Below are 16294 nucleotides of genomic sequence, written 5' to 3'. Positions count from 1 at the left end.
GTCAATCCTCATTGTTTTTAGAAGGTTCGGCCACCACGCAGCACCACCCAGGCCGCGGATCCATCCGCACCCGCACCCCGTCCGCCCCCTCCACCAGGCCCTCCAGCAATGCCAGGTTCATCCCGCACACCAGCGGCGGGAACCGCTCCGCCACCGCGTGGAACGGGCAATTGCGCATCCGCAGCACCGCCCCGCCACCACCCCCGACGCGCTCGGCGTCCTGGGCGTGCTCAGCGTCGTCGGCGTGCTCGGTGTCCTCGCGGACCGGCTCGTAACCGCGCTCCTCCAGCACCGCCGCCAACCCGTCCAGATCACCGCACGGCGCCCCGGCCGCCAACGCCACACCCTCACGACGCGCCGCCTCCCGCACCTCCTCGTCCAGCCCCGCCCGCTCCGCCGCCTCCGCCAGCACACCCGCCACCGTCCGGTAATCCCGCGCAGGCAACGACACCGCACGCTCCCCCGCCGACCGCCGGTACACCTTCGCCGGACGCCCCGCCCCCGGCCCCGAACGCCCCGACAACCGCCGGCTCCCCGCCTCCAGCAGACCCCCGTCCACCAGCTTGTCCAGATGGAACGCCGCCAGCGTCCGCCCCACCCCCGCGGCCTCCGCCGCCTCGTTCCGCCCCACCTCGCGGCCCCGGCCCACCACGAACTCGTACAACCGCCGCCGCACCGGATCCTGCAGCAGCGCCACCGCCTCGATGTCCTCCACCCCGCCATTCTAAGAACAGCGCGGATAGACCATAGAAACGCGAAGGCCGCCGGCGGGCTCAACACCCCCCGGCGGCCCCCTGAACGATCAGTGCGCGCCCAGCAGATCCACCACGAACACCAGCGTGTCCGACCCCCGGATCCCGTACTGCGCCAACCCCTTCGACCCGTACCCCAACGCCGGCGGCACCACCAGCAGCAACCGGCTCCCCACCCGCTGCCCCAGCAACGCCTGATCCCAGCCCTTCATCACCTGACCCGTCCCCACCACCACACCGAACGGATGCCCCGCCGACCACGACGAGTTGAACACCCGCCCATCACGCCAGAAATACCCCGCATACTGCGTCGCCAGCAGCTGCCCCTTCCGCAGCACCGGCCCGTCACCCCGCACCAGCGTCCGCACCTGCAACCTCTTCGGCGCCGCCACCTTCGGCACCGTCACCACCGGCGCCTGCCCCGCCGGCGCGTCCGACACCCTCGGCAACGACGGATCGTCCAACGGCGCCTGCTTCACCCCATGCGGCCCCGCCTTCCCCGAATACACCCCCAGCACGTCCAGCACGTACACCAGCGTGTCCCCCGGACCCACCTGATGCCCCGCGTCACCCGCCGCCCCGAACCCGTCCTCCGGCGGAATCCGCGCCACCACCCGCGACCCCGGCCGCGCCCCCTCCAGCGCCTTCACCAGACCCGGCACCAGCTGCCACGTCGAGAAGAACCCCGGCCGCCCGTCCGCGTAACTGCTCGCCACCAGCTTCTTGCCCGACTTGTTCCAGCGATACCCCACATAGTCCGCCATCACCAGATCACCCTTGCGGGCCGCCGCGCCCTTCCCCTCCTTCAGCGTCTTCACCGCCAGCGACCCCTCAGGACCGCCCTTCGGGAACGACACCTCCGGCAGACGCCCGAACGCACCCTTCACCGACACCTTCACATCCGAACCGCCCGAACAACCCGCCAACAGCGGCACCGCCAACACGGCGACGGCGGGCAGGGCGACGACACGACGGAGAACACGACGGCGCATACGGGTCCTTCAGGGGGTGATGAGCGCTGCTGCGCGCTCACCCTACCCCCCAAGTGACCAGCCGGTAGCCCACACCACGCGAGACGCACCGACCACACCCGCCCCAAGCGCCGCCGCCCCCGCGACGGCCCCCGGAACCGGCCGTCACATCCCCGCGATCAGCTTGTCCACCCGCTCGTCCACCGACCGGAACGGATCCTTGCACAGCACCGTCCGCTGCGCCTGATCGTTCAACTTCAGATGCACCCAGTCCACCGTGAAATCACGCCGCTTCTCCTGCGCCTTCCGGATGAACTCCCCCCGCAACCGCGCCCGCGTCGTCTGCGGCGGCACCGACTTCGCCTCGAAGATGTCCAGATCCCGCGACACCCGCTCCACCGACCCCCGCTTCTCCAGCAGGTAGTACAACCCCCGATCACGATGCACATCGTGATACGTCAGATCCAGCTGAGCCACCCGCGGCGACGACAACGGCAGATCGTACTTCCGCCGGTACCGCTCGATCAGCTTGTACTTCATCACCCAGTCGATCTCCCGCGACACCAGATCCAGATCGCCCGTCTCCACCGCCCGCAGCGTCCGCTCCCACAGATCCAGCACCCGCTTCGCCGTCGCGTCCCCGCCCCGCGAATCCACGAAGTCCCGCGCCTTCCCGAAGTACTCCTTCTGGATCTCCAGCGAACTCGCCTCACGCCCGTTCGCCAACCGCACCTTCCGCCGCCCCGTCATGTCATGACTGACCTCCCGGATCGCCCGGATCGGGTTCTCCAGCGTCAGATCACGCATCACCACCCCCGCCTCCACCATCCGCAGCACCAGGTCGGTCGCCCCGACCTTCAGCAGCATCGTCGCCTCGCTCATGTTCGAGTCACCGACGATCACATGCAGCCGCCGGAACCGCTCCGCGTCCGCATGCGGCTCATCCCGCGTGTTGATGATCGGACGCGACCGCGTCGTCGCCGACGACACGCCCTCCCAGATGTGCTCCGCCCGCTGCGACACGCAGTACACCGCACCCCGCGGCGTCTGCAGCACCTTCCCCGCACCACAGATGATCTGCCGCGTCACCAGATACGGGATCAGCACGTCCGCCAGCCGCCCGAACTCCCCATGCCGCCCCACGAGATAGTTCTCATGGCACCCGTACGAGTTCCCCGCCGAATCCGTGTTGTTCTTGAACAGGTAGATGTCGCCGGCGATCCCCTCCTCACGCAACCGCCGCTCCGCATCCACCAGCAGACCCTCCAGGATCCGCTCCCCCGCCTTGTCATGCGTCACCAGATCCACGACGCTGTCGCACTCCGGCGTCGCATACTCCGGATGGCTGCCCACATCCAGGTAGAGCCGCGCGCCATTGCGCAGGAACACGTTGCTACTCCGGCCCCAGGACACCACCCTGCGGAACAGGTAGCGGGCCACCTCGTCCGGTGACAACCGCCGCTGACCGCGGAAGGTGCAAGTGACGCCGTACTCGTTCTCAAGCCCGAAGATGCGCCTGTCCACACCCCGACCCTATGCGGCCCGGCCCCGACTTGGCAGTCTCAAAAGCCCACCGATTCCCCCACGAAACAAACCCGCCGCGGCCGGACGGCACCACACCACCCGGCCACGACGGGCCAAACTCACCCCGGCGCCACAATCCCCCGGCGCCGCCGACGGCCGATCAGCCCTCGCCGTCGCCCAACACGTCGTCCACATCCTCCACCGACGGACCCGCCGACGACCCACCGGACGACCCCGACGACCCCGCCGCCGAACCGCCGTCACCCGCCGCCAGCAACTCCTCGATCCGCCGCGCCGGCAACCGCCGGAACAACCGGTGCTCCCGATTCCGGTCCAGCACCGCCACCTCCAGCGACTTCGCCTCCAGCCGCCGATCCGAATCCTGCGCCTCCAGAGCCCGCACCGCCGTCCGCAGCGCCACCTCCAGCGACGCCCCCTCCTCGTACCCGTCCTTCAGCGCCTGCGCGACCGACTCCGTCTGACCGCCCATCGCCACGTAACCGTGCTCATCCGCCACCGACCCGTCGAACGTCAGCCGGTAGATCTGGTCCGTCTCCGCGTCCTCGCCCACCTCCGCGACGACCAACTCCACCTCATAAGGCTTGTTCGTCTCCGTGAAGATCGTCCCCAGCGACTGCGCGTACACGTTCGCCAGACCCCGCGCCGTCACATCACGACGGTCGTACTGATACCCGTTGATGTCCGCGTACCGGACCCCGCCCAGCCGCAGATTCTCGAACTCGTTGTACTTCCCCACCGCCGCGAACGCGATCCGGTCATAGATCTCACTGATCTTGTGCAGCGCACGCGACGGATTGTCCGCCACGAACAGGATGCCGTCGTCGTACTGCAGCACCACGACACTGCGGCCACGCGCGATCCCCTTGCGCGCATAGTCCGCCTTGTCCTTCATCTGCTGTTCGGGCGACACATAGAACGGCATGGACACCGGTCGGATCCCTTCTATCGCAGCGGGGCGGTCGGACCGCCCGGCGAGTCGTAACGTCCATCCACGACGGCCTGCGCCAACGTGCCCACCTCGTCCTCACCCAGCCGGCGATACCCCTCCGACGTCACCGACGCCACCACCGGGAAGATCCGCCGCGTCAGATCGGGGCCGCCCGTCGCCGAATCGTCGTCCGCCGCGTCGTACAGCGCCTGCACGCACACCAGCGCCGCGTCCTCCGCCGACAGGTCCGCCCGGTACAGCTTCTTCAGCGAACCCCGCGCGAACACCGACCCCGAACCGATCGAGTGGAAGTCCCGCTCCTCGTACCGGCCGCCCGCCGGATCGTAGGAGAAGATCCGCCCCCCGTCCCGCTCCTCGTCATAGCCCGCGAACAGCGGCACCACCGCCAGCCCCTGCATCGCCATCGCCAGGTTCTGCCGCACCATCGTCGCCAGCCGGTTCGCCTTGCCCTCCACCGACAGCGTCCGGCCCTCGCGCTTCTCGTAATGCTCCAGCTCCACCTGGAACAGCCGGACCATCTCGATCCCGATCCCGGCCGTCCCCGCGATCGCGATCGCCGAGAACTCGTCCGCCCGGAACACCTTCTCGATGTCCCGCTGCGCGATCACGTTCCCCGCCGTCGCCCGCCGGTCCCCCGCCATCACCACCCCGCCGGGGAAGCTCACCGCGACGATCGTCGTCCCATGCGGGATCTCATCCCCCGCCGGCGACACCGGCACCGCGCGCCGGCCCGGCAGCAACTCCGGCGAGTACACCCCCAGGAACTCCGTGAACGAAGACGTATCCGGGCTCGTGAACAGCCCCGGCAGACGTCCGGTGTGCGAATCGTGGGACGCCACGCGACTCCCTTCCCTCCACCAGGCGCCGGTGACCCTCGCATACCCCACCGGCGCAGACTCCTACGACCCTACTGTTCAACCCTCACCCGGCGCATGCCGCGTGATCCACCACCGCGTCAGCCCACGGCGAACCTTCCCCCGCGAAAGCCCGCCCACCCGCACAGAACGCACGCGCACACGGCGGGCCGGCCGTGCGCGCGTGTCGTACCCGTCCACGCACCGGAGACGGTCAGGCGTACACGAAGGAACCGTCCTCGTCCGAGCCCACCCACGTCGGCATGTCGAGCTCCTCGTCGAACGGCAGCGTCTCCTTGCGGTACCGGCCGTCCGCCTCCCAGAACTCCTTCCACCCGCCGTTCGGCACCGTCGCCGGGTCCACGTCCGGAACCGTCAGCGACAGCCGCGTCCCGCCGTCCGCCGTCTCCACCGTCCGGACGAGCCGCCCGGACACGTAATCCGCAGCACGGCGCAGTGCGATCGGATCGTCGCCGAACTGTCCCATACCGCTGTTGCACCCAGTGCAGGCGAGCCCGCGCACCGCGCCGCTCACATGGTCGTGATCGACATGCTCGGCAGGGAGGTCCGCGCACACCGCGCAGTGCCCCACCTGAACCTTGAGGAGCCACTTCGCATCTTCGACGCCGATCCCGTACTTGCGCCGGAGACGCGTCTCCTGGGGCGATCTGCTCGGCCGGGGCCCGGATCGCCACTCGGCCTCGCTCAGGGTACGCCACATGACCGGCGCTCCGATCTCGATGCGCAACCTCCGCGCATGAGGCCCGCGCAGTTCGAGATAGTTCGCAGCAAGCCGAAGCCGCTCCGGGTCGTCGTCGAACTGCCCGAGACCTCCGTTGCACTTGAAGCACAGGGCGCGACGGACAAGGCCGGTGAGGTGGTCGTGATCGACGTGCTTCGGCTCCGCTCCGAGGCAGATGACACAGACTCCGCCCTGCTCTGCGATCATGCGCTTCACCTCCTGCTCAGTGACTCCGTAACGGAGCTTGAGGAGATAGTTGCGCTGGCCTCCGTGCTTGCGACGCTTGTTCTCGGTGATGACCGCCGCATAGCAGGGGCGGCAATATGTGGCGATTCCGTCCTTGCGCGCCCGGTTGCGACCGAATTCGTTAACCGATTTCACCGTGTCACACCGAGCGCAGTACTTCATCCCTTCCGGGAGCTTCTGTCGCTTTCGATAGGCTCGCACCTTCTTTCCCTGTACGGCTTGCTTGCCACGATAGGCTGCAGCATTGCGCAGCCCAAAGCACTCCTTGCAGTACAGAGCGAGGCCGTCCGGGGACGCCTTGCGTTTCCAGAATTCCCCGGCCGGCTTGACCTTGCCGCAGTCACGGCACCGTTTAGCAGGCATGGGCGTGACTTTACCAGTCCGCCCACGCCTTTAGCTCGTATTGAATTATCTCAGCCCGAAGGCGCTCCACTTTTGCCCGAACCGGACATTTCCGGAGCTTCTATATCATTCCCCGCCTTTTTGGACGAACCCACGAACAAATTCCTCGGCATTTTCTTCGAGGACTTCGTCAATTTCGTCGAGAATTGAATCGACGTCGTCGGTGAGCTTCTCCTGCCGCTCCTGGACGTCTTCGGTCGTCGTGGCCTCGGTCTCCTCGACCTCTTCCGTGCGCCGGGTGGTCTGCTTCTGACCGCCGGTGTCCTTCGTGGCCATTCCGTACCTCCGCTTCTTGCCGGTACCCCGACCCTATCTCCGATCTTCCTAGACGAGCGGATCTTATGGTCCGTTTCGTCCGGTCGCTCTAGGCGTCGGGGGCCTGATCCGGTTATCGCCCGTCCGCAGACCGGTGAAACAGGCAAAGCGGCCACGAAACCGCGACATCGCCCGTCGTCGCAGGTCAGTGCGGGACGCCACTCGATAGTGGCACTATCCAACGGGCGCCGTCCAAGATCGGACGGCGCCCGCGTGTCAGCCCCTCGGAGGGCCTGCTCAGCCCTGGCCGGTCAGCGTGGCCACCAGGTCGGCGGCGGTGCGGCAGCGGTCCAGCAGGGCGCCCACGTGCTGCTTGGTGCCGCGGAGCGGCTCCAGGGTCGGGACGCGCTGCAGCGACTCACGGCCCGGCACGTCGAAGATCACGGAGTCCCAGGAGGCGGCGGCCACGGAGTCGGCGTACTGGCGCAGGCAGCGGCCGCGGAAGTAGGCGCGGGTGTCCTCGGGCGGGTCGTCGATGGCGCGCTCGACCTCGGCCTCGGTGATGAGGTGCTCGACGCGGTCGCGGGACGCCAGGCGGTTGTAGAGGCCTTTGTCGGGCCGGATGTCGGCGTACTGCAGGTCGACGAGCTGGAGGCGGGGGTGGGACCAGTCGATGCCGTCGCGGCTGCGGTAGCCCTCGAGGAGGGCGAGCTTGGCGACCCAGTCGAGCTCGCGGGACAGCTGCATGGGGTCGTCGCCGAGGCGGTGCAGGACGGACTCCCAGCGGTCCAGGACGTCCTTGGTCATCTCGTCGACGTCGGCGCCGTAGCGGTCCTCGACGTACTTGCGGGACTGCTCGAGGTACTCCATCTGGAGCTGGACGGCGGTCATCTTGCGGCCGTCGCGGAGGGTGAGCAGGTGCTTGCAGGACGGGTCGTGGGAGACGGCGCGCAGGGCGGCGACGGGCATGTCGACGGAGAGGTCGACGGTGAGGAAGCCGTCCTCGATCATGGCGAGGACGAGGGAGGTGGTGCCGAGCTTGAGGTAGGTGGACAGCTCGGCCATGTTGGCGTCGCCGATGATGACGTGGAGGCGGCGGTACTTCTCGGGGTCGGCGTGGGGTTCGTCGCGGGTGTTGATGATGGGGCGCTTGAGGGTGGTCTCGAGGCCCACCTCGACTTCGAAGAAGTCGGCGCGCTGGCTGATCTGGAAGCCGTCGCCGCGTCCGTCGACGCCGATGCCGACGCGGCCGGCGCCGCAGACGACCTGGCGGGAGACGAAGAAGGGGGTGAGGTGGCGGACGATGTCGGCGAAGGGGGTCTCGCGGCGCATGAGGTAGTTCTCATGGCAGCCGTAGGAGGCGCCCTTGTTGTCGGTGTTGTTCTTGTAGAGCTGGATGGGGTGGGTGCCGGGGACCATGGCGGCGCGGGCGGCGGCGTCGGCCATGACGCGTTCGCCTGCCTTGTCCCAGATGACGGCGTCGCGGGGGTTGGTGCATTCGGGCGCGGAGTACTCGGGGTGGGCGTGGTCGACGTAGAGCCGGGCGCCGTTGGTGAGGATGATGTTGGCGAGGCCGAGGTCCTCGTCGGTGAGCTGGGTGGGGTCGGCGACCTCGCGGGCGAGGTCGAAGCCGCGGGCGTCGCGGAGGGGGTTCTCCTCCTCGAAGTCCCAGCGGGCCCTGCGGGCCCGTGCCGCCGATGCCGCGAGGTAGGCGTTGACGACCTGGCTGGAGGTCACCATCGCGTTGGCCCCTGGCTGTCCGGGTACGGAGATGCCGTACTCGGTCTCGATGCCCATCACCCGCCGAACACTCATATCGTCGAGCCTATCGGGGCCGGGAGGGTGGAGCCATGGGGCCGGTCTTTCCCGGGGCGTGTCGGGGTGCCGGGCGGGGTGCGGGACGGCGTGCGGCGGCCGCCCCGTGGTGGGGCGGCCGCCGCGTGGCCGTGATTGTGGTGCGGGTTACAGGTACTGGCCGGTGTTGGCGACGGTGTCGATGGATCGGCCGGCTTCGGCGCCCTTGGTTCCGGAGACGAGGGTGCGGATGTAGACGATCCGCTCGCCCTTCTTGCCGGAGATGCGGGCCCAGTCGTCGGGGTTGGTGGTGTTGGGCAGGTCCTCGTTCTCGCTGAACTCGTCGACGCAGGCGGCGAGGAGGTGGTTGACGCGCAGTCCCTTCTGGCCGGTGTCGAGGAACTGCTTGATGGCCATCTTCTTGGCGCGGTCGACGATGTTCTGGATCATCGCGCCGGAGTTGAAGTCCTTGAAGAACAGGACTTCCTTGTCTCCGTTGGCGTAGGTGACCTCGAGGAAGCGGTTCTCCTCGCTTTCGGCGTACATGCGCTCGACGGTCCGCTGGATCATGGCCTCGACGGTGGCCTCTTCGGAGCCGCCGTGCTCCTTGAGGTCGTCGGGGTGCAGCGGGAGGCCGCTGAGGATGTACTTGGAGAAGATGTCCTTGGCGGCCTCGGCGTCGGGCCGTTCGATCTTGATCTTGACGTCGAGCCGGCCGGGCCGCAGGATCGCGGGGTCGATCATGTCCTCGCGGTTGGAGGCGCCGATGACGATGACGTTCTCCAGCCCTTCGACGCCGTCGATCTCGCTGAGCAGCTGCGGGACGATGGTGTTCTCGACGTCGGAGGAGACGCCGGATCCGCGGGTGCGGAAGATGGAGTCCATCTCGTCGAAGAAGACGATGACCGGGGTTCCGGCGGAGGCCTTCTCGCGGGCCCGTTGGAAGACCAGGCGGATGTGCCGCTCGGTCTCGCCGACGTACTTGTTGAGGAGTTCGGGGCCCTTGATGTTGAGGAAGAAGCTCTTGCCCTCCTTGCCGGTCTGTTCGGCGACCTTCTTGGCGAGGCTGTTGGCGACGGCCTTGGCGATGAGGGTCTTGCCGCATCCGGGCGGTCCGTAGAGGAGGACGCCCTTGGGGGGCCGGAGCTTGTGCTCGCGGAACAGGTCGGCGTGCAGGTAGGGCAATTCGACGGCGTCGCGGATCATTTCGATCTGGGAGCCGAGCCCGCCGATCTCCTCGTAGGAGATGTCGGGGACCTCTTCGAGGACGAGCTCTTCGACCTCGGCCTTGTGGATCTTCTCGTAGGCGTAGCCGGAGCGGGGTTCGAGCATCAGCGAGTCGCCGGCGCGCAGCGGGACGCCGCGGAGCGGTTCGGCGAGCTTGATGACGCGTTCCTCGTCGGCGTGGGCGATCACGAGGGCGCGTTCGCCGTCGTCGAAGAGCTCCTTGAGCATGACGACCTCGCCCTGCTCTTCGAACTTGAGCGCTTCGACGACGTTGAGGGCCTCGTTGAGCATGACCTCCTGGCCGCGTTGGAGTTCGTCGACGTCGACGGCGGGGCTGACGTTGACGCGCAGCTTGCGTCCGCCGGTGAAGATGTCGACGGTTCCGTCGTCGCGGGTTTCGAGGAACACTCCGAATCCGGAGGGTGGTTGCGCGAGCCTGTCGACCTCCTCCTTGAGCGCCACGATCTGTTCGCGAGCCTCTTTGAGGGTCGCTACGAGTCGCTCGTTCTGGCCTGTCACGGCGGCCAGGTTCGCTTGTGCCTCATGGAGGCGTTCTTCCAGGACACGTACTTGGCGCGGGGATTCCGCGAGCTTACGGCGCAGCACGGAGATCTCCTCCTCCAGGAAGGAGATCTGCGTTTGGAGGTCCCTGACCTCCTTGTCGTGCTGCGCCCTGCGCGCCCCAGCATCGTCACGAGCGGCCACGCCCCGTCACCTCCTCACGAAGAGAGCCGACGACCTACTGAGACCCTACCTATCTGGAGGGCTTCCGTAACCTGCCCATTCGGTACTCGTGTCGTGCGGGTGTGGTTCGGGTGGTGTTCGGGGGGCGGGCCGGGGGTGGTGTTGGTGGTGGTGTTGTGCTGGGCGGACCTGGGGTTTTGGGTGTGGGGGCGTGTCGGGGTGGAGGGTTTGTCGATTTCGGGGTGTGTGGGGTGGCACACGGCGTGTCGCTGTGCTTATTGCAAGCCCGTCGCAGCGTTCGCGTCTGTTTCGGGGGCGGGGTGGGCGCCCTTGGCGGGGCGGCGGCGCCGGACGGGCGGGGTGACGCCGTCGGCGAGGCGGCGGGCGGTGACGAGGAAGCCGGTGTGGCCGACCATGCGGTGGTCGGGGCGGACGGCGAGGCCGTCGACGTGCCAGGACCGCAGGAGGGTCTCGAAGGCGTAGGGCTCGGCGAAGGCGCCGTGGGCGCGCAGGTCCTCGACGACGCGGGACATCTGGGTGGTGGTGGCGATGTAGGCGCAGACCATGCCGCCGGGGATGAGGGCCTTGGCGACGGCGTCGAGGGTCTCCCAGGGGGCGAGCATGTCGAGGACGACGCGGTCGGCTTCGGTCTCGGTGAGGGCGTCCTCGAGGGAGCCGACGGTGAGGCGCCAGGAGGGGTGGGGGCCGCCGAAGAACTTCTCGACGTTGGCGCGGGCGATGTCGGCGAAGTCGGGGCGGCGTTCGTAGGAGGAGACGAGGCCGTGTTCGCCTACGGCGCGCAGGAGGAAGCAGCTGAGGGCGCCGGAGCCGGCGCCGGCCTCGATGACGCGGGCGCCGGGGAAGATGTCGGCCATGGCGACGATCTGGGCGGCGTCCTTGGGGTAGACGACGGCGGCGCCGCGGGGCATGCGGACGGCGAAGTCGGCGAGGAGGGGGCGGAAGGCGAGGTATTCGACGCCGCCGGTGGAGCGGTAGACGGTGCCTTCGGGGCTCCCGATGATGTCGTCGTGGGGGACGGAGCCTTTGTGGGAGTGGTAGAGCTTGCCGGGTTGGAGGGTGATGGTGTTGATGCGGCCTTTGGGGTCGGTGAGCTGAACCTGGTCTCCGGGCCGGAACGGGCCGTGCGGGATGCGGCCGGTGGAGGGTGCGGGCTCGGTGGGCTGGGGTTCGCTCATGGTGGTCAAGGCTAGCGCCGGGAGGCCGCAGCTCAGGCCGTCCGGGCGGGGGGCGGTTCGGGGCGGGGAGGGTGGTCAGACGCCGGCGAAGGCGCGGTCGACGTCGGTGACGGCGAGGACGCCGTAGACGCGGCCGTCGGGTTCGGTGAGGAGGTATTCGGAGGCGGGGTTGCGGCGGAGGGCGGTGATGAGGTCCTCGCCGGTGAGGTCGGCGGGGAGGGTGAGGTCGGGTTCGAGGCCGCGGGACAGTTCGCCGACGGTGATCCAGGGGCGGCGGTGCTCGGGGGTGGCGGTGACGGCCTTCTCGCTGACGAGGGCCTGGGGGTTGCCGTCGTGGTCGGCGATGACGAGGGCGCCGGCTTGGTCGGCGTGGGCGCGGCGGATGGCCTCGGCGAGGGGGGTGTCGGCGGTGACGAGGGTGGCGCGGCGGGCGAGGCGGCGGGCGGACAGGAGGGGGACGCGGTCGCGGAAGCGTTCGGCGCGGATGGCCTGGGTGGCGCCGACCCAGATGAAGGAGGCGACGAGGGCGGACCAGAGGAGGGCGAGCCAGCCGAATCCGCCGTTGCCGCCTTCGTCGGTGCGGTAGGTGGCGAGGTAGGCGCCGGAGACGAGGCAGGCGACGGCGACGGCGCGGCCGACCCAGCCGGCGAAGATGGCGCCGCTGCGGCTGTGGCCGGTGGCCTTCCAGACGGCGGCGCGGACGAGGCGTCCGCCGTCGAGGGGGAGGCCGGGGAGGAGGTTGAAGACGCCGACGAGGAGGTTGGCGAAGGTGAGGGCGTCGATGAGGAGGAGGGCGACGTCGGGGAGGGGGAGGACGGCGTGGGCGAGGAGGCCGAGGCCGGCGAGGACGAGGTTGACGAGGGGGCCGGCGAAGGCGATGAGGAATTCGCGTCCGGGGGTGGCGGCCTCGCGTTCGATGGAGGTCTCGCCGCCGAGGATGTGGAGGGTGACGGAGCGGACGGGGAGGCCGAGGACGCGGGCGGTGACGGCGTGGCTGAGTTCGTGGACGAAGACGGAGCCGTAGAGCAGGACGGCGTAGGCGAAGGCGACGAGGTAGCTGAGGGGGCGGTCGATGACGCCGTTGACCTGGCCTTCGAACATGACGGTGACGAGGATGGCGACCAGGAACCAGCTGGGCGAGACGTAGACGGGGACGCCGAAGGGGCGGCCCATGTAGAGGCCGGGCCGGGTGTCGGGGCCGCCGTTGCGGGGGCCGGGGTCGCCGGCGGGCGTCTTGCCCTGGGTCGGGGGCGCGCTGTTGGTCACGTATCCGATGCTACGGCCCCGTAGGGGCGGGTCGGCGGGCGGTGCGGGGTGATCATGGCGGGTGGGCGGGGGTGCGGGATTTCGTCGGGGGTGTCGCCTACGCTGCTGTGCCATGACGACGACCGAGGCCGGTGGTGAGGTGTCCGTTCCGTCTCCGCGGGGTGGGGGCGGGGTGGAGGTGGTGGGGTCGCTGTCGCCGTCGCGGGCGGGTGATTTCATGACGTGTCCGTTGTTGTACCGGTTCCGGGTGATCGATCGGCTTCCGGAGCGTCCGTCGCCGGCGGCGGCGCGGGGGACGCTGGTGCACGCGGTGCTGGAGCGGCTGTACGACCTGCCGGCGGGCGGCCGGACGGTGGGGGCGGCGCTGGAGCTGCTGGGGCCGCAGTGGGAGCGGCTGCTGTCGGCGGAGCCGGAGCTGGAGGGGCTTTTCGGGGACGACGAGGCCGGGGCGGCGGAGCGGGCGGAGTGGCTGGCGCAGGCGGAGCGGATGGTGGAGCGGTACTTCACGCTGGAGGATCCGCGGCGGCTGGAGCCGGCGGAGCGCGAGCTGTTCGTGGAGACGGTGCTGGATTCGGGGCTGAAGCTGCGGGGGTACATCGACCGGGTGGACGTGGCGCCGTCGGGTGACGTGCGGATCGTGGACTACAAGACGGGGACGGCGCCGCGGGCGGATTTCGAGGCGCGGGCGCTGTTCCAGATGAAGTTCTACGCGCTGGTGCTGTGGCGGCTGCAGGGGCGGGTGCCGCGGTTGCTGCAGCTGATGTATCTGGGGAACGGCGAGGTGCTGCGGTACGAGCCGGACGAGCGGGATCTGCGGGCGACGGAGCGGAAGGTGGAGGCTCTGTGGCAGGCGATCCGGCGGGCGATGGACTCGGGTGAGTGGCGGCCGCGGGCGAGCCGGCTGTGCGACTGGTGCGATCACAAGGAGCGGTGCCCGGAGTTCGGGGGCACTCCCCCGCCGCTGCCCGCGGTCCCGGTGCGGCGTCCGTCTCCGGCGGATCTGGAGGGCGCCGTGGAGGTCGGGGCGGTGCGGGAGCGCGACGACCTGTAGCGGCGCGGCCCCGGCGCCTGCCCCGGCGCCTGCCCGGCACCTGGGTCGGGCCCGGTGCGGGGCCGTCCGGGGGCGCAGGGGGCGGTGGGCGGGGTCATCCTTGGGGAGGAGCGCGGATCCGCGCGCAGGATGGGTCTCGACCTGCTGTGACCTCCTAGGGTGAGAGTCGTGTCACCCCGCATCCGTGGTCTTCGTACCTTTCGTGCCTGGCTGCAGGCGCGTCCGCAGGCGGCGGACGCGTTGCTCGCGCTGGGGCTGCTGCTGGTGGGCCTCCCGCAGATGTATCTGCAGGACTTCCCGGAGAGCGGTGACTACGCGGCGTTCCGGACGCCGGACGCGGTCAACGGGCTGATCGTCGTGGTGGTGACGCTGGCGCTGGCGTGGCGGCGCCGCCATCCGCTGCCGGTGCTGCTGGTGATCGTGGCGGGTGAGATGGCGCTGACGGTGTGGGGGTATCCGCCGTCGGTGCCGGACGTGATGGCGTTCCTGATCGCGATCTACAGCCTGGCGGCGCACCGGGGGCTGGCGCAGAGCGCGCTGGGGGGCGTGGCGGGGTTCGTGTCGTTCCTGGTGTCTTTGGTGATGCTGCCGGTGGGGACGTCGCCGGTGGTGCTGGTGAGCGACTGCGCGCTGGTGGCGGGTGTGTGGGTGCTGGGCCGGAACCTGCGGTTGCGGCGGGCGTACTTCGCGGAGCTGGAGGACCGGGCGGCGCGGCTGGAGCGGGCGCGGGGGACTGACGCGCGGGCGGCGCGGATCGAGGAGCGGTCGCGGATCGCGCGGGAGCTGCACGACGTGGTGGCGCACCATGTGAGCGTGATGACGGTGCAGGCGGGGGCGGCGCGGCGGATCATCGACCGGGATCCGGGGAGCGCGCGGGAGGCGATGTCGACGATCGAGGAGGTCGGTCGGACGGCGCTGAGCGAGATGCGGCGGATCGTGGGGGTGCTGCGGACGGAGCGGGACGCCGACCAGGCGGGGCGGGAGCTGGCGCCGCAGCCGGGCCTCGGGGATCTCGGGGAGCTGCTGGACCATGTGCGGGAGACGGGGTTGTCGGTGCAGCTGTGGATCGAGGGTGAGGCGCGGACGCCGTCGCCGGGGGTGGACGTGGCGGCGTTCCGGTTGATCCAGGAGGCGTTGACGAACACGTTGAAGCACGCGGGGGCGCAGGCGCGGGCGTGGGTGCGGTTGTACTACACGGACGCGGATCTGACGGTGGAGATCGAGGACGACGGGCGGGGGACGGCGACGATCGTGGCGGACGGGACGGACAATCCGGGGCACGGGCTGGTGGGGATGTACGAGCGGGTGGCGTTGTACGGGGGTGAGCTGCGGATCGGGCCGCGGGTCGGCGGGGGGTTCGGGGTGCGGGCGCGGTTCCCGTTGGAGGCGTGAGCGGTGGCGGTGCGCGGGTGCGGGACGGCGTGCGGCTCCGGGCGGCTCCGGGCGGCTCTGAGGAGTCGCGGGGCGGGCGCCGCGGGGGCGTGGCGGGGATGGGGAGGGCATAGGGTGACGTTTGCCGGTGCGAGGCGAGGAGCGGGGACGATGGACGCAAGCGGGGTGGCCGGGTGAGCGCGGTGCGGGTGCTGCTCGTCGATGATCAGCCGTTGCTGCGGACGGGGTTCCGGCTGATCCTGGAGGCCGAGGCGGACATCGCGGTGGTCGGCGAGGCCGGGGACGGCGCGGCGGCGGTGGAGATGACGCGGTCGCTGCTGCCGGACGTGGTGCTGATGGACATCCGGATGCCGGGGGTCGACGGGATCGAGGCGACCCGGCGGATCATCCGGGAGGGCGCAGCGTCGCACGACCCGAAGGTCCTGATCCTGACGACGTTCGATCTGGACGAGTACGTGATCGAAGCGGTGCGGGCGGGGGCGAGCGGGTTCCTGCTGAAGGACTCGCCGCCGGAGGACCTGGTGCAGGCGATCCGGATCGTGGCGGCCGGTGACGCGATCGTGGCGCCGAGCGTGACGCGGCGGCTGCTGGACCGGTTCGCGACGCGGCTGCCGGCGGTGCGGGACGCGTCGCCGCCGCCGGGGCTGGACACGCTGACCGAGCGGGAGCGCGAGGTGCTGACGCATGTGGCGCGGGGCCAGTCGAACGCGGAGATCGCCGCGGAGCTCGTGGTGAGCGAGACGACGGTGAAGACGCACGTGGGGAACGTGCTGGCGAAGCTGGGGCTGCGGGACCGGGTGCAGGCGGTGGTGTACGCCTACGAGACGGGGTTGAGCCGCCCGGGCCAGAGCTGACCCCCCGGGGTGACCCTGACGCGTCCCCGGGGTTCGGGGCAGGTGTCGGGGCGGGGTGTCGGGGCTGGTTGAAGCAGTGGTACACGGGCGCGGCCTCAGGGGCGGCCCCTGAGC

At 69.9% G+C, this 16294-nt stretch carries 14 protein-coding genes; 3 read left to right on the top strand and 11 right to left on the bottom strand.

Features of this window, described 5'->3' with window-relative positions; all coding sequences use genetic code 11:
- Window position 1: 1 nt before the first annotated feature.
- The 11 genes from AB0C78_RS33065 to AB0C78_RS33015 all read right to left on the bottom strand — a co-directional run bounded on the left by AB0C78_RS33065 (window position 2) and on the right by AB0C78_RS33015 (window position 12883).
- Window positions 2-715, bottom strand: a complete 714-nt coding sequence (locus tag AB0C78_RS33065; protein WP_360755603.1) for a transcriptional regulator — start codon at window positions 713-715, stop codon at window positions 2-4.
- An 87-nt stretch (window positions 716-802) separates the two neighbouring features.
- Window positions 803-1744 (bottom strand): FKBP-type peptidyl-prolyl cis-trans isomerase, encoded by a 942-nt coding sequence (locus tag AB0C78_RS33060; RefSeq protein ID WP_360755601.1) that lies wholly within the window; start codon window positions 1742-1744, stop codon window positions 803-805.
- A gap of 144 nt (window positions 1745-1888) precedes the next feature.
- The gene (gene pafA, locus AB0C78_RS33055) at window positions 1889-3247 is read right to left on the bottom strand and encodes a Pup--protein ligase (RefSeq protein ID WP_151592999.1); all 1359 of its coding nucleotides are present in this window, start codon (window positions 3245-3247) and stop codon (window positions 1889-1891) included.
- Window positions 3248-3407: 160 nt separating this feature from the next.
- Complete coding sequence (gene prcA / locus AB0C78_RS33050; protein ID WP_360755653.1) at window positions 3408-4190, bottom strand: proteasome subunit alpha; 783 nt, start codon at window positions 4188-4190, stop codon at window positions 3408-3410.
- Window positions 4191-4210: 20 nt separating this feature from the next.
- A complete protein-coding gene (gene prcB / locus AB0C78_RS33045; protein ID WP_360755597.1) occupies window positions 4211-5056 on the bottom strand; it encodes a proteasome subunit beta in 846 nt (281 codons plus the stop codon).
- A 229-nt stretch (window positions 5057-5285) separates the two neighbouring features.
- A complete protein-coding gene (locus tag AB0C78_RS33040) occupies window positions 5286-6422 on the bottom strand; it encodes an endonuclease VII domain-containing protein (RefSeq protein ID WP_360755594.1) in 1137 nt (378 codons plus the stop codon).
- Between the two features lie 105 nt (window positions 6423-6527).
- Window positions 6528-6737 (bottom strand): ubiquitin-like protein Pup, encoded by a 210-nt coding sequence (locus tag AB0C78_RS33035; RefSeq protein WP_344274853.1) that lies wholly within the window; start codon window positions 6735-6737, stop codon window positions 6528-6530.
- 276 nt (window positions 6738-7013) lie between these two features.
- Window positions 7014-8531, bottom strand: a complete 1518-nt coding sequence (gene dop / locus AB0C78_RS33030) for a depupylase/deamidase Dop (protein WP_151541566.1) — start codon at window positions 8529-8531, stop codon at window positions 7014-7016.
- 147 nt (window positions 8532-8678) lie between these two features.
- The gene (gene arc / locus AB0C78_RS33025; RefSeq protein WP_360755589.1) at window positions 8679-10442 is read right to left on the bottom strand and encodes a proteasome ATPase; all 1764 of its coding nucleotides are present in this window, start codon (window positions 10440-10442) and stop codon (window positions 8679-8681) included.
- Between the two features lie 254 nt (window positions 10443-10696).
- Window positions 10697-11617, bottom strand: coding sequence for a tRNA (adenine-N1)-methyltransferase (locus AB0C78_RS33020; RefSeq protein WP_360755587.1), 921 nt, complete (start codon window positions 11615-11617; stop codon window positions 10697-10699).
- Window positions 11618-11692: 75 nt separating this feature from the next.
- On the bottom strand, window positions 11693-12883 hold the full coding sequence (locus AB0C78_RS33015) for a site-2 protease family protein (RefSeq protein ID WP_151541563.1): 1191 nt from the start codon (window positions 12881-12883) through the stop codon (window positions 11693-11695).
- A 172-nt stretch (window positions 12884-13055) separates the two neighbouring features.
- Between AB0C78_RS33015 and AB0C78_RS33010 the strand changes: the two genes are divergently transcribed.
- The 3 genes from AB0C78_RS33010 (at window position 13056) to AB0C78_RS33000 (ending at window position 16180) form a co-directional block, all read left to right on the top strand.
- On the top strand, window positions 13056-13934 hold the full coding sequence (locus tag AB0C78_RS33010; protein WP_360755650.1) for a PD-(D/E)XK nuclease family protein: 879 nt from the start codon (window positions 13056-13058) through the stop codon (window positions 13932-13934).
- Window positions 13935-14102: 168 nt separating this feature from the next.
- Entirely contained in the window at window positions 14103-15326 is a 1224-nt protein-coding gene (locus tag AB0C78_RS33005; RefSeq protein ID WP_360755584.1) for a sensor histidine kinase, read from the top strand.
- 173 nt (window positions 15327-15499) lie between these two features.
- On the top strand, window positions 15500-16180 hold the full coding sequence (locus AB0C78_RS33000) for a response regulator transcription factor (protein WP_225991774.1): 681 nt from the start codon (window positions 15500-15502) through the stop codon (window positions 16178-16180).
- Window positions 16181-16294 lie beyond the last annotated feature (114 nt).

Origin of the sequence: Actinomadura sp. NPDC048394 (genome assembly GCF_040651755.1) — a bacterium.
Classification (GTDB): domain Bacteria; phylum Actinomycetota; class Actinomycetes; order Streptosporangiales; family Streptosporangiaceae; genus Spirillospora; species Spirillospora montaniterrae.
This window is presented reverse-complemented; position numbering and strand designations above follow the sequence as displayed.

Coding starts and splice junctions, on each gene's coding strand:
- AB0C78_RS33060 (WP_360755601.1), bottom strand. CDS start 1,744: ATGCGCCGTCGTGTTCTCCGTCGTGTCGTCGCCCTGCCCGCCGTCGCC.
- prcA (WP_360755653.1), bottom strand. CDS start 4,190: ATGCCGTTCTATGTGTCGCCCGAACAGCAGATGAAGGACAAGGCGGAC.
- AB0C78_RS33040 (WP_360755594.1), bottom strand. CDS start 6,422: ATGCCTGCTAAACGGTGCCGTGACTGCGGCAAGGTCAAGCCGGCCGGG.
- AB0C78_RS33035 (WP_344274853.1), bottom strand. CDS start 6,737: ATGGCCACGAAGGACACCGGCGGTCAGAAGCAGACCACCCGGCGCACG.
- dop (WP_151541566.1), bottom strand. CDS start 8,531: ATGAGTGTTCGGCGGGTGATGGGCATCGAGACCGAGTACGGCATCTCC.
- AB0C78_RS33020 (WP_360755587.1), bottom strand. CDS start 11,617: ATGAGCGAACCCCAGCCCACCGAGCCCGCACCCTCCACCGGCCGCATC.